The sequence below is a fragment of the Streptomyces ficellus genome (assembly GCF_030406405.1).
Classification (GTDB): domain Bacteria; phylum Actinomycetota; class Actinomycetes; order Streptomycetales; family Streptomycetaceae; genus Streptomyces; species Streptomyces ficellus_B.
This window is the reverse complement of sequence record NZ_JAUEPL010000002.1, coordinates 58082-76904: the sequence shown is the minus strand read 5'-3', so window position 1 is coordinate 76904 and position 18823 is coordinate 58082. Positions and strand designations below refer to the sequence as shown.

The following is an 18823-nucleotide window of genomic DNA, read 5'->3' as shown; positions in this document are numbered from 1 at the left end:
ACCCGGTCGCCCCGCCTGCCGGACCTACGGCTCACGCCGCGGATCCAGCGGAGCGTCCGGCGCGGTGACCACCTCGGAGAGGACCTGCCGGAACCGGTCCACCATCCGGGCCACGGAACTCTCGTCATAGAGGTTGCTGTTGTACTGGATGCCCGCCACCACATCGCCGGCCGGATCCAGGTTGAGCGTCCACAACGCACCGTTCGGCACGTCCGAGCCCACCGGCTGGGAGTCCAGCCGGCGCCGTATCTCGGTGTACTCCAGGTCGCCGATCTTCTCCCCGTCCAGAACGAAGGGGAACGGGAACACCTGGAAGACGCAGGCGGCCCGGGCGTCCTCCATGACCGGCAGCATCAACTCCGGTGCCTCCGCGAGGATCTGCACGGTGGGAATGTCGTACGAGTAGGCCTCCAGGCAGGTGGCCCGGACCCGGGCCACCACCTCGCGGAAGTCCCGGCAGCCGGCCAGCTCGGCGCGCAGCGGCAGCAGGTTGAGGAACGGTCCGACCGTGTGCTGGAACCTCTCCTGGTCGCGCCCGGGTGAGAAGGTCGGCACCACGACGTCGGTGCTGCCGGTCGTCCGCTGGACCATGAGGGCGAACGCGCCGAGCAGCACCATGAAGGGCGTGCTGCGCAACGCCTTGGCCAGGTCCACCGCGCGCGACACCAAAGGGCGCTCGATGGTGAAGCGGTACACCGCCGTGGACTCCCGCAGCCCGGCCGACTTCGGCCGGTCGGTGGGAACGGAGATGATCCGGGCGCCCGCGAGTTTCCGCCGCCAGAAGTCGCGCGCACGCTGCGCCTCGGCACTCTCCGAGTAGGCGCGCTGCCAGGTCACGAAGTCGCGGTAGGGGAGTGCCGACGGCGGTTCGGGTACGTCGCAGCCGCGCCGCGCGGCATAGCGGACGGCCAGGTCGCGGATGATCCGCCGGACCGACCAGCCGTCGGCCGCGGTGTGGTGCACGATGAGCACCAGGACCGCGGACTCCTCGTCGAAGCGCAGCAAGGTCGCCTTCATCAGGGGCAGTTCATGGGCGTCGATGGTGCCGGACTCGACCTCGGTCAGCAGCCGCTCCGCGGCAAGGTCCTGGGCGTCCGCGTCGGTGCCCGCCGCCTCGCGTACGTCCAGCCGCACCCGCGTCGGCGGTCGGACCCGCTGGTACCACTCGGCATCACCCCGGACGACGACCGTGCGCAGTGCCTCGTGGCGTGCCACCACGTCGTCCAGAGCCTGTTGCAGGGTGTCGACGTGCACCTTCCCGCGCAGCCGCCAGCCATGGACGATGTGGAACCGGGGGCCGAACGGCCCCTCGTCGTCACCCCGGTCGAATCCGTAGAGGAATTCCTGGTTGTAGGAGAGCGGAAACCGGCCGTCAAAATCGCCGGCCCGTGGCGTGCTGTCAGAGCGCATGGGGGTCGTGTCCTCCCACCGAGATCGGCCGAACGTCCCGGGGAACCCTAGCCTCTGCTTTTTTCCCGGGGTTCTTCCGTCGTGCTGGCAATCCGGGAGATGTGCCGTCCCGCCGCCGCGTGTGACCGTGGCTGGCAGCCCATCCATCCATGGAAGAACGGCTAAGGAGCTGCGCTGGAATGACGGCCGCCACTATTCGCGCTTCCGAACCGCCGTCCCCTCCCGAACCCGGTCTGACGCCCGCTGAGGTCATCACCAGGGCGGAGACCATCGCGCCGACGCTGGTGCCCCGCCAGGCCGAGACCGAGCGGCGCACCTATTACGCCCAGGACACTCATGAGGCGTTCGCCGCCGCGGGCTTCTACCGCATCCTGGTTCCCAGGCGCTACGGCGGCTACGAATTCGGCATCGACACCTTCCTGCGGGTGTCGACGGCCCTGGCCCGGGGGTGCCCCTCGACCGCGTGGATGTTCTGCCTCGGGGCCACGCATGCGCTCCCGGTCGCCTCGCTGTTCGGTGAGCGCGCCCAGGCCGAGGTGTTCCGCGGGGGCGACTTCATCTGCCCGGCGACCATCATGCCGAGCGGCTCGGCGAAGCGGACACCGGACGGCGGATGGGAGCTCAACGGCACCTGGAAGTACTGCTCGGGATCACCGTACGCGACGCACTTCCTCGGCCATGCCCTGGTCCCCGGCGCAGACGGAGCGCCACCGTCACCAATGCTCTTCATCGCCCCGCGCAGCGCGTTCCGCCGGCTCGACGACTGGGGCGGTCAACTGGGACTCAAGGGCAGCGGATCGCACAGCATCGTGATCGAGAACGGCAGGATCCCCGAGCACTTCGCGTTCCCCGGGACGCACATGAGCGAAGTCGACACCGCGGAGGGCACGCCGGGCAGCCGGTTGCACGGCAACCCCGAGTACGGCGGCGGCCCCCTCAGCTTCATGCTGCTGGAGGTCGCCTCGCTCGCCGTCGGCATGGCTCAGGGCGCGCTGGACGCCTACGAGGAGCTGATGCGCTCACGGACCACGATGTTCCCCCCGGTCGTCACCCGGGCCGAGGACCCGGACTACCAGTTCTGGTACGGAGAGGCGGCCGGGCTCATCACGACCGCGGAAGCCGCCGTGCGACAGGCGGTCCAGCAGTGGCGCGACCTGTGCGCCGCCGGTCCGGGCGCCTTCACCCGCGAGCAGGACCTGCGTATCGCCACCATCTGCCGCGAGGTGCTCCGGCTGTGCTGGCGTGCCGTGGAGGGACAGCTGTTCCCCACCGCCGGTTCCAGCGCCGTCCGGCACGGTGAGCGGATCGAGCGGGTCTGGCGTGACATGTCCGCGCTGCACAGCCATGCCGGGATCGGCGTCCTCCTGAGGTCGGTGACCACACGCGAGCTGGCCCGCGCCCGATTCGGCATCGCGTAGCCATCCACACCGTGTAGCCATCCATGAAGGGAACCGCCGCATGACCCGGACCGAGCTGCCGGCGGTGACGATCGCGCGCCCCGGCCAGGCGCCGTTCGCCGCGGCGACCGCCGTGTTCAACCTCGCCGCACCGGTCCGACCGGCCGCGGCGGTCACGGTCCGCACCACCGCGGAAGTACGGGCCGCTGTCCGCCACGCGGTGTCCGAACGGCTGTGGGTGCGGCCGCTCACCAGCGGACACGCCTCCTCCTCGGGCCGTCCGATGCACGACTCGCTGCTGATCCGCACCGAGCCCGCGGGGCCGGTGGAGATCGACACGACGACCCGTGTGGCCCGCGTGCCGGCCGGGACCCGCTGGGGAGCCGTCGTCGAGGCGGCCGCCGAGCACGGATGGGCCGCCCCGCACGGCACGTCGCCGACCGTGGGGGTGGTCGGCTACCTGCTGCGCGGCGGAATCAGTGTCTACGGGCGGCACACCGGGCTTGCCGTCAACGCCGTCCGGGCGATCGAACTGGTCACCGCGGACGGTGCGGCCCGCCGGGTCGACGCCACGACCGAACCGGAGCTGTTCTGGGCACTGCGCGGAGGCGGTGGCGGCTTCGGCGTCGTCACCGCGGTCGAGGTGGCCCTGTTCCCGGCCGCCCGGGTGCTCACCGGTGCGGCGTTCTGGCCCGCGGCGCACGGCCCGGAGCTGCTTACCCGATGGGTCCGATGGACCCGGGACGCCCCCGCGACCGTCACCACGGCGATGCGGGTGATGAACCTGCCGGACGCGCCCGGCGTCCCGCCCGAGCTGACCGGGGGGCCGGTGGTGTGCCTGACCGGTACGGTCCTCGGCCCGACCGAGCGGGACCTGGTGACCGCGCGGCTCCGGGCCGATCAGCTGCTCGGCCCGCTCCGTGACGTCGCCGAGCCGCTGCTCGACACCTGGAGCGTCGCGACGCCGCCCGCGGTCGTCCACGCCCATATGGACCCCACCGACCCCGTCCCCGTGGCCGGTGACCACCTGTTGCTCTCCGGGCTCGGTCAGGACGGCATCGAGACCTTCCTCCGGCTGCTCGGTGAGGGGTCGGGGTCGCCCCTGGTCAACGCCGAACTGCGGCAGCTCGGCGGCGCGCTGGCGGAGCACTGTCCGAACGGCGGCGCACTCAGCCGCCTCCAAGCGGCCTTCGCCTTCACGGCCGGCGGCCTGGTGGTCGGTCCCGGCGACGAGGCCGCGATCCGGGCACACTGCGCCAAGGTCCGCGCGGCCCTTGCCCCATGGGACACCGGGTGGACCGCGCCCACGCTGGTCGAGCGCCTCGACCAGCCCCAGCGACACCTTCCTCCCGACGCGGTCGCCCGTGCGGATCGCGTCCGCCGCCGGATCGACCCGTCCGGGATCTTCCGCCACGACATCCCTCCGGGCGCCTCGGCCCGGTACTGAGAAGGGCCGACGCGGAGCCGGAACGATGTCGAATCCTGTCCACCGGCGCCGACTTACCGGCGAGTGACGTCTGCAGGGGGCGTCAGTGACGTCAGGAGCGCAGGTGTGAAGTACATGCTGATACTGCACATGGACCCCGCCGCGTGGGAGGCACTGGAGGACGCTGCCCGCGAGGAGTTCGTGCAGGGCCACCGCTCCTTCCAGAGGACCGTCGCGGAGGCGGGCGAGCTGGTCGCCGCGCACACCTTGGCCCATGTGTTCCAGAGCACGGTGGTCCGCGTGGTCGACGGCACGGCGTCGGTCTCCGACGGTCCGCTCCTGGCCTCCCCGATCCAGTTCTCCGGCTTCTACCTGATCGACTGCGAAACCGTCCAGCGCGCACACGAGCTGGCCGCCCTCCTCCCCGAGGCCCGCATGGCGGGGCTGGGCATAGAGGTGCGGCCGATCATGCTGCCGTCCGGCAGCGAGATGTGACCGGTGGGCGCGCGCTCGCCCGGCGGCGCGCGTCCACCGGGGGACCGGACCGTGTCGCCCAGCCTTCCCCGTTCTGGAGAAAGAGGTTGCACATGAGTTCGCCGGCACCGGCCCGTACGGCCACGCTGCCTTCGCTGACGGGCTTGCGGGCCATTTGCCTGGTCTTCGTCTTCGTCGGCCATTCGCTCGCCCTCGGGGCGTTCTCCGACCCGGAGGCCGCCGCCGGCTACAACACCCTGACCGGCAGCGGGCGCATCGCGTTCCTCGCAGTCTCGTTCTTCTTCGTCCTCAGTGGATTCGTGCTCACCTGGTCGGCGAAGCCGGGTCAGAGCGCGCGCCGTTTCTGGCGGCGCAGGCTCGTGCGCATCGGACCCTGCCACCTGCTGATCGCGGCCATCGCCCTCGCCCAGTTCGCCGCCGCCGGGGAAACGATCAGATGGGGCCCCGCGCTGGCGAACATCTTCCTCGTACAGAACTGGTGGCCCGACCAGGACCTGATCATGTATCAGCTCAACGGCGCGACCTGGTCGCTCTCGGTCGAGCTGCTGTGCTACGCGATGTTCCCTCTGCTGTTCCGGCTGATCAGCCGTCTCGACCCCCGGGCACTGTGGTACTGGGCCATCGGCCTGGGCCTGGCCGCCGCTCTGATACCCCTGGTCAGCTATCCGCTGCTCTCGGGATTTCCCCCCAGCCAGTTCTATCCCGAGGGGTCGTGGCCCCAGCTGTGGGCGCTGTACTTCTTCCCGCCCGTCCGGTCGATCGAGTTCGTCCTCGGCATGCTCCTCGCCCGGATCATCGCCACCGGGCGGTGGCCGAAGATCGGCATACTGCCCGCCGCCCTGATCAACCTCGCCGCCTACCTCCTGCTGTACTTCCTGCCCAGCCCCTTCGGGAACGCCGCGCTCTATCCGATTCCGTCCGCGCTGCTGATCGGGGCCGTGGCCACCCGCGACCTGTCCGGGCGGGGCTCCGTGCTCGCCGGGCGGTTCATGGTGTGGCTCGGGGAGCTGTCCTTCGTCTTCTACATCTCCCACCTCGTCGCGATGTTCGCCGTGCACGCCGCATTGGCGGGCGACGTGGTGGGCTACGCCCGCGGCTACACCCGGGTGACGTTCAGTACGCCCGTCGCCATCGTGTTCATGGTCGGTCTCTTCGTCCTCTGCGTCGCGCTCGCCTGGGTGCTGCGCAAGACGGTCGAGCTGCCGGCCATGCGGCGCTGGAGCCGCCCGGCGTCCGAACGTGCCGCCCGCCGCCCCGATCCACAACCCCAACCGCAACCCCAGCCCTGATCGAACCCTTACCCCACGATCGGAGACGTCCATGACCGAAGCGCCCGACATCACCGCGTCCCCCGAGCCCCCGTCCTACCCGATGCGCCGGACCTGCCCGTACGAAGTGCCGGACGGCTACCGCGAACTGCGTGAGCGCCCCGCGCCGGGCAAGGTCAGGCTGCCCAGCGGGAAACTCGCCTGGGCCGTGACGCGCTACGAAGACGTCAAGGCGATGCTGGGAGACAACCGGTTCAGCTCCGACCTGCGCCACCCCGGGTTCCCCCTGCTGATGGACCATCAGGTCCCCGCGCCCGAGTTCTCCACATCGCTGGTGGGCATGGACCCGCCGGAGCACACGCTGGCCCGGCGCGCCGTGGCCAGTGACTTCACCCCCCGGAGCGTCGAACGTCTGCGCCCCCGGGTCCAGGAGATCGTGGACGAGTACGTCGACCGGCTGATGGAGGGACCCCGTCCCGCCGACCTCGTCGACGCGTTCGCCAACCCGGTGCCGCTCCTGGTGATCTGCGAGCTGATCGGCGTTCCCTTCGACGACCGCGACTTCTTCCTGCGCATCTCCTTCACGGTGATGAACGCCACCACACCCGAGGCCGGCGCCCGCGGCATGGCCGAGCTGATGGGCTACATGGACAAGCTGGTCACCGACAAGGAGCGGGAGCCGACCGACGACGTGATCGGGCGGCTGGCCGCGCGGCGTGGTGAGCCGGGCGTCCCCGACCACCGCGACCTCGTGGCGATGGCCTTCATGCTGCTGATGGCCGGCCACGAGACCCCCGCCAACATCATCGGGCTGGGCGCCATGCTGCTCCTGGACCGGCCGGACCTGCGCAAGGCGCTGCGCGACGACCCGTCACGCTGGCCGGCGGCCATCGACGAACTGCTGCGGTTCTTCACCATCGCGGAGATCGGCAATTCGCGGGTCGCCCTGGCGGACGTCGAGCTCGGCGGTGTCCGGATCGGGGCCGGCGAGGGTGTGCTCGGCCTGACCGTGGGCGCCAATCGGGATCCGGAGCGGTTCCCGGACCCGGACGTCTTCGACATCGACCGCGTGGATCGGCGCCACCTGGCCTTCGGGCACGGCGCGCACCAGTGCCTCGGCCAGCACCTGGTGCGGATCGAGCTGGAGGTCGCCCTGGCGACGCTGTTCGCGCGCATCCCCGAGCTGCGGCTCGCCGAGCCGGTCGAGGCGCTCCGGTTCAAGGAGGAGCACGTCAACTACGGCCTGCACGCGCTGCCGGTGACCTGGTGAGGGGGAGGGCATGCGGATCCGGGCCCACTCGGACACCTGCGTCGGCGCGGGCCGGTGCTTCCTCGCGGCGCCCGAGCTGTTCGACCAGAGCGACGACGACGCGACAGTCGTCGTGCTGGTCGACCAGGTGGCGGGCGTCCACCTGGAGAAGGCACGGGACGCGGTCGACGACTGCCCGACGCGCACGCTGTACCTGACCGAGCAGTAGGTACGTCACAGCCGACGCGGGGCCCGAGGGCCCCGCGTCGCTCATCGGTTCAGTCGCTGCTCACCGGCTCAGTCAGTCGCTGCTCACCGGTTCAGTCGCCGCCGGGCGGCCGGCCCGCTGGAAGTGAACCCCCGCCAGGACCGCCAGCAGGACGAAGACGGCGGTGGAGATCACGGCGACCACGTTCAGCCCGTTCAGGAACGCGGAGTGCGCCGCCTGCAACAGCGCGGCCGAGGCGTCGGACCCCAGGTGCGACGCCTCGGCGGCGGCCCCGGCGACGGTCTCCTGCGCGCGCTCCGTGGCGGCGCCGCCCAGCCCCGTGGGCAGGGCGTCACTCACGCGGTGGCTGTAGACCGCGGAGCTGACCGTGCCGAGCACCGCCAGCCCGAGCGCACCGCCGAGGTAGTTGGCGGTTTCCGCCATCGACGCGGCGGAACCCGCGCGCTCCGGGGGCACCGAGTCGACCACCAGTCCGGTGCCGAGCGCGAACAGCGGACCGGCTCCCAGGCCGACGACCGCGGCACCGAGCACGGACGCCCAGGCACCGTGGCCGTCGTCCACCAGAATCAGCACCGCCGCTCCGATCGCGGAGAGGAACATGCCGCCGATGATCGCGGTCCGCGGCGTGATCACGCGCGTCAGCGCCGGTGTGGACATCGTCCCCACCGCCATGAACAGGCCCATCGGCATGAACCACACGGCCGAGGCCAGCGGGGAGTACCCGAGCACCGTCTGCAGCAGCTGGGTGACGGTCAGCGCCGTTCCCGCCAGGACCATCCCGGCCAGCGCCAGCGCGGAGAGGATGAGCGTGAACGAGCTGTTCGCGAAGAGCCGGAGGTCGAGCAGCGGGTCGTCGACGCGGAGCTGACGGCGCACGAACAGGGTGCCGAAGACCAGGCCCACGATCAGCGCCACCCCGGCGGACAGGGCGCTCCCGTTGCCCAGCGAGAGCACCTTGACCGCGAACACGACCGGAAGGATCCCGAGCAGGGAGAGCACGACACTGGTGATGTCCAGGCGCCGTGCCTTCTCGGGGCGGAACTCCGGGAGCAGCACGGGCCCGGCGATCAGCACCACCGCCGCGACCGGGATGGCGAGCAGGAACACCGCGCCCCACCAGAAGGGGACGAGCAGCAGGCCGCCGAGCACGGGCCCGAGCGCGGCGCCCGTGAAGGTGCAGGTCGCCCAGATGGAGATGGCCTTCCCGCGCTGCCTGTCGTCCCGGAAGATGTTGCTGATCAGGGCGAGGGTGGACGGCATCAGCGTGGCACCTGCCATGCCCTGCACGGCCCGCGCCACGATCAGCATGATCGGGTCGGTCGCCCAGGCGCAGGCGAGCGAGGCCAGGGCGAAGACCGCCATGCCGATCATCAGGAGCCGGCGGCGCCCGATCCGGTCGCCGAGGGTGCCCATGGTGATCACCAGGCCGGCGACCATGAAACCGTAGGCGTCGGTGATCCACAGCTGCTGGACGTTGCTGGCGCCGAGGTCGGCGGTGAGCTTGGGCAGTGCCAGGAGCAGGACATTGGCGTCGAGCGCGACCAGCAGCGTCGGCAGCGCGAGGACCGCGAGCGCCCACCAGGGCCGTGCTCCGGTTTGTGTGGGGCTTGTTACCGCCGCAGTGACGGTCATGTCGTGTTCGTCCTCTCGCTCGTAAGGATGTCGTTCACGACGTCGTCGGAGCGGGGAGGGGATTCTTGCGCCACATCGCGGAACTTTTTTCCCGGGAGGTCCGCGGGGCGCGGCGTGTCACCCGTTCGGCTTGCTCAAACGATCGGCCCGGGATTCCAGGAAGCGCCGCTCCGGGAGGCTGGCCGTGCGCCGCGCCGCTTCCCGATAGCTCTCGCGGGCCGCGGGAAGGTCGCCGGCCATCTCCAGCAGGTGGCCACGGACGGCGTGGAGCCGGTGGTGGTCGGCCACCCGGTCGTCCTCGTCGAGCGGGCGGAGCAGGTCGAGGCCGGCCCGCGGTCCGTGGGCCATGGCCGCCGCGACGGCGTGGTTCAGCGTGACCATGGGGTTGGGGGACACCTGTTCGAGCAGGCGGTACAGGATGACGATCTGCCGCCAGTCGGTCTCGTCGGCGCTCGACGCGTCGGCGTGCACCGCGGCGATGGCGGCCTGTAGCTGGTAGGGGCCCATCGGCTCGCGGGCGAGCGCCTCGGTGGTGAGTGCGACGCCCTCTTTGAGGGCTGCCGTGTCCCAGCGGGTCCGATCCTGTTCGGCGAGCGGGACGAGGTTCCCGTCGTCGTCGGTCCTTGCGGGCCGCCGGGCATCGGTCAGCAGCATGAGCGCGAGCAGGCCCGTCACCTCCGGGCTGTCGGGCATCGCGCGGCGCAGTGCGCGCGTCAGCCGGATCGCCTCGCGGGTCAGCTCCACCTGGTGGAGGTCGGCACCGGAGGTGCTGGTGTATCCCTCGTTGAAGATCAGGTAGAGCACGTGCAGGACCACGCCGAGCCGCCCCGGCCGGTCCTCGGGCGGCGGCAGTTCGAACTTCGCGCCCGCGTCCCGGATGCGTTGCTTCGCACGGCTGATGCGCTGCGCCATCGTCGCTTCGGGCACCAGGAAGGCGCGCGCTATCTGACCGGTGGTCAGCCCACCGCACGCCCGCAGGGTGAGCGCCAGTTGGGACGACGGGGAGAGACTCGGGTGACAGCAGAGGAAGAGCAGGATGAGCGAATCGTCCTGGTCAGACGGGTGGTGGCCGGCGGGGCCGGACTCCACCGGTTCGTCCGCGCGGACCATGGCCGCCACCGTGGCCTCCCGGCGGCGGCGGGCGATGTCGCTGCGGGCACGGTCGGCGAGCCTGCGGTGGGCGACCCTCGTCAGCCAGCCGAGCGGATTGTCGGGGACGCCGTCCCTGCGCCATTGCACGGTCGCGTCGAGCAACGCGTCCTGGGCGGCGTCCTCGCACTCCTCGAACCGGCCGTAGCGGCGGACCAGGGCGCCCACCACCTGGGGGATCAGGTCTCGCAGCTGGGCGCCGACGTCGGTGTCGCGGTTCACCGGGTTCCCCGGCGACGAGCCGGAAGCGCGGAGAGGAGAAGCGCTGCGGCAGTCATACGAACTCGGACCATCCCCTGTCGTGCGGCTCACGGCACTGCCGATCGCCCGGCAGCCGGTGCCGACACCGTACCGCAGGCCGCCCGGGGGGCGGGCCCGCGAAGCCCGCCGGGGCGAAGGGGGTTGCCGGCTCAGTGGTGGTACTCGCCGCAGTTGACGTCGAGGCAGTGGCCCGTGACGGCACGCGCCATGTCCGAGGCCAGGAAGATCACCGCGTCGGCGGTCTCCTCCGGGCTCTGCAGACGGCGAAGGTCCATGTCGGCGGCCACCTCGTCGTACCCCTCCTGGAGCGACATGCCACGCGCGGCCGCGAGCACCCCGATGAAGGCCTGCACCTTGTCGGTCCACATCGGGCCCGGAGCCACGCTGTTGACGCGGATGCCCCGCGGGCCCAGCTCCGTGGACAGGCTCTGGGCCAGCGCGAGCAACGCGGACTTGGCGATCTTGTAGGCACCGCAGGCGCGCTTGGAGTGGCGCAGTACCGACGAGTTGACCATGACGATCGAACCCTGGCTGTCGCTCAGCGCCCGGGCGAACAGCCGCGACAGGCGCAGCGCCGCGTAGACGCCCACCTCCATGCCGGGGCGGATGTCGTCCAGAGGGGTATCGAGCAGCTCGGTGTGGGGTGGCTCCACGAGCGCGTTGTTGATCAGGGTGTCGACCCTGCCGAACGTGTCGAGCGCGGCGGCGGCGAGTGCTTCGGCGGCGACCGGATCGGTGATGTCGGTCGGGACCGCCAGAGCGCGGCGCCCGGTCTCCTCGACGGCCTTGGCCACCTCGTCGAGGCAGGACGAGGTACGCGCCGCGAGGACGACGTCGGCCCCGGCCTGGGCGCACCGTACGGCGAGCGTCCGGCCGAGCCCGGGGCCCACACCCGACACGACGACGACCTTGTCGCGAAGCAACTCCGGAACCTTCATCTGCACGTACGTCCTCTCGCTACGGAGGCGGGCGGGGTCCCGAGGGGGAGCGGGGCCCGGGGGCGCGAAGGCCCCCGGGCGGGGAGTCACGCCGACGTGTCCTCGAAGATGATCGGCCGGACCTCGATTCCCAGGCCCTCGACCGCCGCGTCCGGGATCATCGCGGCGACCTCGTGGGCGCGGTCCCGGTCCTTGACGTCGACGACGTAGTAACCGCCCATGAACTCCTTGGACTCGGCGTACGGACCGTCCGTCACCGCCGGCACCCCGTCGCGCACGCGCACCACGGAGCTCTCGTCGGTTCCGGCCAGGGCGACGGTGCCGACGAACTCACCGGTCTCCTTGATCTTCGTCATGAACTCGCCGTGACCCTGGAATACGGCGTTGCGCTCCTCCTCCGACAGCGCGTCCATGACCTCGGCGTTCGGGTACATCATGATCAGGTACTTCATCGTGTTGCTCCTTGCGACGTGAGACGTCCAGCGCGCCTCTTCACCTCTTCGTCGGTGCCGATGCGCCCTTCTCGACATCGGCGCTCAAGATTTTTTCCCGCCTCCCACCAGCGGTCCAGCGGGGCGCGCCTGAAACGCGCCCCGCTCCGGGGGTGCGGGCCGCCGGGTCAGTAGGTCACGACCGCCCGGAACCGGACCTTGCCGGCCTCCGCCCTCGCGACGGCTTCGGAGACCTCTTCCTTCGGGAAGACCTCGTAGACCGGTGTGACGGATCCGCTGCCGACGAGGTCGAGGGCCTCGGTCAGGTACCGCAGGCCGTTGTGCGTGGCACCGATGACCTGCTGGCGCAGTGACCAGAACGGAGTCGCCGGGTCGATGGTGAACGAGTTGCTCGGGTCGATGGTGGCCAGGACGATACGGCCGCCGGGGCGCAGTCCCTGCAAGGCGTCCGTGGCGGACCGGTAGGAGATGCCGGTGACCAGGATGACGTCGGCGCCGCCCGCCTTGCGCAGCTCGGTTCCGTCGGCCACCACCGTGCCGGCACCGAGCTGGACCGCCAGGTCGTGCTTGTCGGGCGAGCTGGTGACGGCCACCGTGTCGAAGCCGCAGGCGCGGGAGAACTGGACGGCCATGTGCCCCAGTCCTCCGATGCCCAGCACGGCGACCCGCTCATGGGGCTGCGGCTGTGCCGCCCGCAAGGCACTCCACGAGGTGTAGCCCGCACACAGCACCGGCGCGGCGGTCGTGTAGTCGAGCCCCTCCGGGAGCAGCACCGTGCTCGCCGCCTTGACGCAGAGGTACTCGGCGTGGCCGCCCTGGGTGTTGAGCCCGGTCATCACCGACGCGGCGCAGTTCATCCCCGACTGGCCGGTGAGCGGGAGATTGCGACGGCAGTAGGCGCATCGCCCGCAGGTCTCCTGCACCCACGTCGTTCCGACCCGGTCGCCGAGCCGCCGGCTCGTCACCCCGGGGCCCAGCCCCACGATCTCGCCCGCGGCCTCGTGCCCGGTGACCGCCGGGCTGAAGGAGGGGAACGGGAAGACGCCCTGTGCGGTCCAGATGTCGTTGTGGCAGATGCCGCAGGCGCGCACCCTGACCAGGACCTCGCCCGGACCCGGCTCGGGAGTCGGGACCTCCCGGATCTCCCAGGGCGCCTTCGGCGCCGCGATGACGGCGGCCTTCATCCGCGACCACCCATCGGACGACCACCCACCGGACGACCACCCACCGGTCCGAGCCGTACCGGCAAGGACTCCAGCCCGTTCATGATGAACGTGCTCTGCGGTCTGATCCGGTCCGGCGGGACGGCCAGTTCGATGTCCGGGAAGCGCTGGAACAGTGCGGGCAGCGCGATGGCCAGCTCGGCGCGGGCCAGTGGCATGCCGATGCAGCGGTAGATCCCGTGCCCGAACGAGAGGTGGGTCTTGTCCTCCCGGGACAGTTCGAACCGGTCGGCACTCGCCCCATGGACCGCCGGGTCCCGGCCGACGGCGGCGAACGCGACGAGGACCGGGTCGCCCTGCCGTATGGTCACGCCTCCGACCTCCACGTCCTCCGTGGCGAACCTGAACGGCAGGTGTGCCACCGGTGCCTCGGCGCGGAGCGTCTCCTCGATCACGTCGTCCCAGTCGGCGTCTCCCTTCCGGACCTGCTCGTACTGCTCCGGGTGGGTGAGCAGCGCGTGGACCGCGTTGCCGATGAGGTTCATCACCGGCTCGGTGCCCGTCGCGAGCATCAGGTGCAGGGTGCCCACGAGCTCGGACGGGCTCAGCCGGCTCCCGTCCGCCTCCTGAGCGGCGATCAGGTCGCTGGTGAGGTCGTCTCCCGGCGCCCGGCGCTTGCGCTCCACGAATTCGTGCATCTGCTGGTGCCAGCGCTCGACGTTCGCCGCCGCGTCTTCGGGGCTGGTGGTCGTGTCGACGTTCACCTCGCCGCCGCGCAGCAGCTCGGTGCGCTCCTCCGGGGGGACGCCGAAGAGGTCGGAGATGACCCGGGCCGGCAGCGGATGGGCGAAGCGCTTCTTCAGGTCCACACTCTCGCCGGGCGCCACGGCGGCCAGCTCGTCCAGCAGCTCCGTCGCCGCCTGTTCGATCACCGGACGCATCGCCTCGACCCGGCGAGGAGTGAACGCCTTGGCCGTCAGCCGCCTCAGCCTGCTGTGGTCGCTGCCGTGCGCTGTGGTCAGGTTGTCCATCAGCACCCACCCGATGAGCGGGAAGTCCGCGCCGATCTCCCCGTTGCGGAACGCGGGCCAGTGCTTCCTGGGGTCCTTCGAGAACCGCGGATCGCCCAGAACGCGCAGGGCGGCGTCGTAGCCGGTCACCGACCAGGCCGGAACGGACCCGGGCAGCTCGATGCGGGACACCGGGCCCCGGCGGCGCAGCGCGGCGAGTTCGGCGTGGATGTCGGCGCCGGTACGGTCGATGGCGATCGGGGGGTGGTGTGGCACAACGGCCTCCAAAGATGGGGGCAGGACCCCGTCGTGGCTACACGTAGAGGGTGTTCGGTTCGAGCCCGCAGGCGACCCGCCCGTACAGCTCGAGGTTGGTGTTCGGGTGCAGGATCGCGTGCAGGTTGAGCGTCTGGACGTCGCGCTGGATGCGCTGGATCGGCACCGTGGTGAAGACCGACGAACCACCGCTGGCGGTGTTGAGGATGTCCACGGCCTCCTTGGCGCGCAGGCAGACCGCGCCGAGGTCGAGCCGGACACGGGCGCGCTCCTCCAGCGACCAGGGCTTGGCGCCGTAGGCGTTGGTGTCGACCAGGTCGGCCGCCCGCCGGGCGTGGAACTCCGCCTCGTCGATCCTGGTGATGGCCTCGGCGACCTGGAGGTGCGTCACGGGGGCCTCGGCCTGGTTCTCATAGGTGGTGTAGCTGATCTTCCGCCCCGGCAGTCGCTCGAAGAAGCTCTCCTTGGCGGCCCTGGCCAACCCGACGGCCGGCGCGGACACCGTGGCGCACGCGGTGGCCATGAACGGCGCCCGGAAGATCGGCGAGTCGGCGTTCGCCCGCGAGCGGTGCTGCCCCTGGAGGACCGGACCCATCGGCAGGACCCGCGGCTCGGGGACGAACAGGTCACGGGCCACGGTGGTGACGCTCCCGGAGCCGCGCAGGCCCGCCGTGTGCCAGTCGTCGATGATCTCCAGGTCCGCCATCGGGAGCGCCACCATGATGGGCTGCGGCCCCTCCGGCGTGATGAGCACCGCCGCGTTGGTGTTCCACGAGCTGTGCAGCGCACCGGAGTTGAACGACCACTTGCCGTTCAGGACTACGCCGCCCTCGGTCGGTACGGCGGTGGCGGTCGGGCTCAGGATTCCGGACACCCGTACACCGGGCTCCGCGAAGATCTCGTCCTGCACCTCGTCCGGGAACAGGCCGGCCATCCAGGTGCTGATGGCGTAGACCGACATGACCCAGGCGGTCGATCCGTCGCCGCGGCCCAGCTCGGCGATCACGTCGACCACCGTGCGCATGTCGGACTCGTAGCCTCCGTACCGGGTGGGAACCCGCAGATTCAGCAGTCCCGACTCGGTCAACGCGTCGAGGGTCTCGTCCGGCAGACGCCGGTTCTCCTCCCCCCGGAGCGCGTTCTTCTGCAGCAGCGGCACCAGCTCCGCGGCACGGTCGACCAGTTCTCGCCTGGACGGGATCTCGTTCGGCATCGGCGGTTCTCCTCCGGGGTGACATGGCCAGGTGATCGGCCCCGTCGAGGCTGGCATCCGTGCGGGGCACCCGCATCTCCCTGATTGCGGCCCGAGGGGGTGAGCCGCGTGTGGCCGGTGGGCGCAATCGGGAAGATGCAGCGCTTCGCGGACGCGTGTGAGCCTGATCGGCATCCGCAACCCCGACCCGCTGCCGAAGGAGAGGCCATGGCCGCCACCCCGTCGCTGGACACCGGCGACACCGAAGCCGTTCGCGCCGTACCGCAACGCATCATGGACGCCTGGGCGGAACACGACGCCGACCGGTTCGCCGAGGTCTTCACCGAGAACGCGACCCTGATCCTGCCCGGTGACGTCTTCCTGACCGGTCGCGAGGACATCCGGTCCTTCATGCGGAACGCCTTCGCCGGCCCGTTCAAGGGGACCCGGGTGACCGGTGAACCGCTGTCGGTCCGCCCGCTGGCCGCCGGCGCGGCCGTGCTCGTCACCCAGGGCGGGGTGCTGGCCCCCGGGGACACCGAGCCCACGGCCGAACGCGCGATCCGCGCGACCTGGGTCCTGGTGAAGGAGGCGGTCGGCTGGCGCATCGCCTCCTACCAGAACACCCCCATAGCCGCCGCGTGATCCGTCCCGGTCGGCAAGCCCGCGGGAGAAGGAGGTACCGGTGATGAGCCGCGGTGCAAAGGGTCGCGCGGTCGTGCTCGGCGGGAGCATGGCGGGGCTGTTGGCCGCCACCGTCCTGGCCGAGGCGTACGCGGAGGTCCTGGTCGTCGACCGGGACGAACTGGACGGTGTCACCGGGGCACGGCGCGGCGCTCCGCACGGACGCCACGCGCACGGTCTGGTGGCCCGTGGCCAGCAGATCTTCGAGGAGCTCTTCCCCGGTCTGACCGAGGAACTGCGGACGGCCGGTGTCCGGCCGGGTGACTTCAGCAGCTCCATCCGCTGGTACTTCAACGGCCGCCGGCTCGCCTCCGGCCACTCGGGGCTGCTGTCGGTGCCCGCCACGCGGCCGGTGCTGGAATACCACGTCCGCCGCCGGGTCCAGGCCATGCCCCGGGTCACCTTCCTGGAGCGGTACGACATCCTCGGCCTTCAGACCGACGCCGACCGGCGCCGGGTCACCGGCGCCCGGGTCCAGCGCCAGGACGGCGGCTCTCCCGAGGTGCTGCCGGCCGATCTGGTCGTCGACCTCACCGGACGGGGCTCGCGCACCCCGGTCTGGCTGGAGGAGCTCGGCTACGAACGCCCGGAGGAGACCAGGATCAAGATCGACCTGGCCTACACCACCCGCCACTTCGCCCTGAACAGCGATCCGTTCGGCAAGGAACTGGCGATCATCCCGGTGGCCACCCCGGCGCATCCGCGGGGCGCGTTCTTCTACCGGGTGCCGGGTGACGACGGCCAGGTGCAGCTGTCGCTCACCGGCATCCTCGGGGACCATCCGCCGGCGGATCTCGACGGGTTCCTGGCCTTCACCCGGTCCCTGCCGGTACCGGACATCTACGACGCCGTCCGCCGGGCCACACCGACCCTCGACTCCGGGACGTTCAAATTCCCCGCCAGCGTGCGGCGCCACTATGAGCGGCTGACCCGTTTCCCCGAGAACTTCCTGGTCATGGGTGACGCCGTGTGCAGCTTCAATCCGGTGTACGGGCAGGGGATGTCGGTCGCGGCCCTGGAGGCGCTCGCACTGCGGCGGCACCTGGCCTCCGGCGCGCCTCCGGATTTCCGGCGCTTCTTCCGGGAGGTCGCAGCGGCCGTCGACGCGCCCTGGGAGTTCGCGGCCGGCGCCGATCTCGGCTACCGCGGCGTCGAGGGGCGCCGAACGCCCCGGATACGTCTGGCCAACGCCTACGTCGACCGGCTGCACCGCGCCGCCACCCACGACGCGGAACTCACCTCCGCCTTCATCCGCGCGGCCGGGCTGATCGACCCCCCTGCGTCGCTGATGCGGCCCAGGACACTGCTCCGGGTCCTGCGGCACTCGCTGCGCCCACCGACGGGTGCGGCCGCCACCGCCGGACCCGCGCCGACCGACGTCGTACGACGGCCCAGCTGAAAGGCACCCGCCATGCGTCCCTTCCGTATCGCTGTCGGGCAGGAGGCCCTGGACGACCTGGAGCGCAGGCTCGCCGCAACCCGCTGGCCGGAGGAACTGCCCGGCACCGGCTGGCAGCGCGGTGTCCCTGTCGGCTGTCTGAGGGAACTGGCCGAGTACTGGCGCACCGGCTTCTCGTGGCGCCGGGCCGAGGAACACCTCAATGCGTTCCCGCAGTTCCTCACCGAGATCGACGGTGTCGACATCCACTTCCTGCACATCCGCTCACCCGAGCCGGACGCCATGCCGCTGATCGTCACGCACGGCTGGCCCGGTTCGGTGGCCGAGTTCCTCGACGTGATCGGGCCGTTGACCGATCCGCGCGGCCACGGCGGAGACCCCGCCGACGCGTTCCACCTGGTCATCCCCTCGCTGCCCGGCTACGGCTTCTCGGGCCGGCCCCGGGAGGCCGGGTGGGACACCGCTCGGATCGGCCGCGCCTGGGCCGAACTGATGCACCGGCTCGGCTACCGGCGCTACCTCGTCCAGGGCGGCGACTGGGGGATGCCGGTCTCGCTTCGGACGGCACTGGCCGATCCGGAGCACGTCGCGGGCGTCCACCTCAACATGCTGGTCACCCTGCCGCCGGAGGATCCGGCCGAGCCGGCGCGGCTTGAGCCGCAGGACCGTGCCCGCCTGGAGTTCGCGGCCGCGTTCGAGCAGGACGGCGCCGGGTGGCGGAAGATCCAGTCCACCCGGCCGCAGACCCTCGCGTACGGCCTCACCGACTCCCCGGTCGGCCAACTCGCCTGGATCGCGGAGAAGTTCAAGGAGTGGTCGGCGGCCGGGCCGGCGGCGGAGATCCCGGTGAGCCGCGACTGGCTGCTGACCAACGTCTCGATCTACTGGTTCACCGCCTCCGCCGGTCCCAGCGCGCAGCTCTACTACGAGTCCAACCGGCTGGACGCCGACTTCCTCCGGACCTGGGCGGGCCCGTGGCCGCTGGCGATGCCCGTCGGGGTGGCCGTGTTCCCCGGCGACGCCGTCCGGCCGATCCGCCGCTGGGCGGAGCGGATCCTCCCCACGCTCACCCACTGGTCCGAATTCGACCGGGGCGGGCACTTCGCCGCCCTGGAACAGCCGGAACTGTTCGTCAGCGACGTCCGGGCGTTCGCGCGCACACGGCGCTGAGGCCGCGGCCGACCCCCGCGAAG

General features: G+C 71.3%; 17 protein-coding genes. 9 read left to right on the top strand and 8 right to left on the bottom strand.

Features of this window, described 5'->3' with window-relative positions:
* Nucleotides 1–24: 24 nt before the first annotated feature.
* Complete coding sequence (locus tag QWM81_RS01795) at nucleotides 25–1410, bottom strand: condensation domain-containing protein (RefSeq protein WP_290109599.1); 1386 nt, start codon at nucleotides 1408–1410, stop codon at nucleotides 25–27.
* 179 nt (nucleotides 1411–1589) lie between these two features.
* Here QWM81_RS01795 and QWM81_RS01790 point away from each other — a divergent pair, with 179 nt between their 5' ends.
* The 6 genes from QWM81_RS01790 (at nucleotide 1590) to QWM81_RS01765 (ending at nucleotide 7474) form a co-directional block, all read left to right on the top strand.
* Nucleotides 1590–2828 (top strand): acyl-CoA dehydrogenase family protein, encoded by a 1239-nt coding sequence (locus QWM81_RS01790; protein ID WP_290109598.1) that lies wholly within the window; start codon nucleotides 1590–1592, stop codon nucleotides 2826–2828.
* A 40-nt stretch (nucleotides 2829–2868) separates the two neighbouring features.
* Nucleotides 2869–4254: an FAD-binding oxidoreductase gene (locus QWM81_RS01785; protein ID WP_290109597.1), complete on the top strand. Its 1386-nt coding sequence runs from the start codon at nucleotides 2869–2871 to the stop codon at nucleotides 4252–4254.
* A 114-nt stretch (nucleotides 4255–4368) separates the two neighbouring features.
* Nucleotides 4369–4728, top strand: a complete 360-nt coding sequence (locus tag QWM81_RS01780; RefSeq protein WP_290109596.1) for a YciI family protein — start codon at nucleotides 4369–4371, stop codon at nucleotides 4726–4728.
* Nucleotides 4729–4820: 92 nt separating this feature from the next.
* Nucleotides 4821–6017: an acyltransferase family protein gene (locus tag QWM81_RS01775; RefSeq protein WP_290109595.1), complete on the top strand. Its 1197-nt coding sequence runs from the start codon at nucleotides 4821–4823 to the stop codon at nucleotides 6015–6017.
* A gap of 31 nt (nucleotides 6018–6048) precedes the next feature.
* The gene (locus QWM81_RS01770) at nucleotides 6049–7266 is read left to right on the top strand and encodes a cytochrome P450 (protein WP_290109594.1); all 1218 of its coding nucleotides are present in this window, start codon (nucleotides 6049–6051) and stop codon (nucleotides 7264–7266) included.
* A 10-nt stretch (nucleotides 7267–7276) separates the two neighbouring features.
* Nucleotides 7277–7474 (top strand): ferredoxin, encoded by a 198-nt coding sequence (locus QWM81_RS01765; RefSeq protein WP_290109593.1) that lies wholly within the window; start codon nucleotides 7277–7279, stop codon nucleotides 7472–7474.
* Between the two features lie 72 nt (nucleotides 7475–7546).
* Here QWM81_RS01765 and QWM81_RS01760 read toward each other — a convergent pair whose 3' ends face one another.
* The 7 genes from QWM81_RS01760 to QWM81_RS01730 form a co-directional block, all read right to left on the bottom strand.
* On the bottom strand, nucleotides 7547–9106 hold the full coding sequence (locus QWM81_RS01760) for an MFS transporter (protein WP_290109592.1): 1560 nt from the start codon (nucleotides 9104–9106) through the stop codon (nucleotides 7547–7549).
* A gap of 117 nt (nucleotides 9107–9223) precedes the next feature.
* Nucleotides 9224–10477 (bottom strand): RNA polymerase sigma factor, encoded by a 1254-nt coding sequence (locus QWM81_RS01755; protein ID WP_290109591.1) that lies wholly within the window; start codon nucleotides 10475–10477, stop codon nucleotides 9224–9226.
* Nucleotides 10478–10665: 188 nt separating this feature from the next.
* Nucleotides 10666–11454: an SDR family oxidoreductase gene (locus QWM81_RS01750; RefSeq protein WP_290109794.1), complete on the bottom strand. Its 789-nt coding sequence runs from the start codon at nucleotides 11452–11454 to the stop codon at nucleotides 10666–10668.
* Between the two features lie 86 nt (nucleotides 11455–11540).
* A complete protein-coding gene (locus QWM81_RS01745) occupies nucleotides 11541–11906 on the bottom strand; it encodes a YciI family protein (protein ID WP_290109589.1) in 366 nt (121 codons plus the stop codon).
* Nucleotides 11907–12073: 167 nt separating this feature from the next.
* Nucleotides 12074–13090, bottom strand: a complete 1017-nt coding sequence (locus QWM81_RS01740; protein ID WP_290109588.1) for an alcohol dehydrogenase catalytic domain-containing protein — start codon at nucleotides 13088–13090, stop codon at nucleotides 12074–12076.
* Nucleotides 13087–14355, bottom strand: a complete 1269-nt coding sequence (locus QWM81_RS01735; RefSeq protein ID WP_290109587.1) for a cytochrome P450 family protein — start codon at nucleotides 14353–14355, stop codon at nucleotides 13087–13089. The genes QWM81_RS01740 and QWM81_RS01735 overlap by 4 nt, the downstream gene beginning before the upstream one ends.
* 37 nt (nucleotides 14356–14392) lie before the next feature.
* Nucleotides 14393–15568, bottom strand: coding sequence for an acyl-CoA dehydrogenase family protein (locus tag QWM81_RS01730; protein ID WP_290109586.1), 1176 nt, complete (start codon nucleotides 15566–15568; stop codon nucleotides 14393–14395).
* Nucleotides 15569–15775: 207 nt separating this feature from the next.
* Between QWM81_RS01730 and QWM81_RS01725 the strand changes: the two genes are divergently transcribed.
* From QWM81_RS01725 to QWM81_RS01715, 3 genes are read left to right on the top strand one after another with little or no spacing between them, the layout of a single operon-like run.
* Entirely contained in the window at nucleotides 15776–16192 is a 417-nt protein-coding gene (locus tag QWM81_RS01725) for an SgcJ/EcaC family oxidoreductase (RefSeq protein ID WP_290109585.1), read from the top strand.
* Between the two features lie 43 nt (nucleotides 16193–16235).
* On the top strand, nucleotides 16236–17630 hold the full coding sequence (locus tag QWM81_RS01720; protein WP_290109584.1) for an FAD-dependent oxidoreductase: 1395 nt from the start codon (nucleotides 16236–16238) through the stop codon (nucleotides 17628–17630).
* A gap of 12 nt (nucleotides 17631–17642) precedes the next feature.
* Nucleotides 17643–18800 (top strand): epoxide hydrolase family protein, encoded by a 1158-nt coding sequence (locus QWM81_RS01715; protein ID WP_290109583.1) that lies wholly within the window; start codon nucleotides 17643–17645, stop codon nucleotides 18798–18800.
* Nucleotides 18801–18823 lie beyond the last annotated feature (23 nt).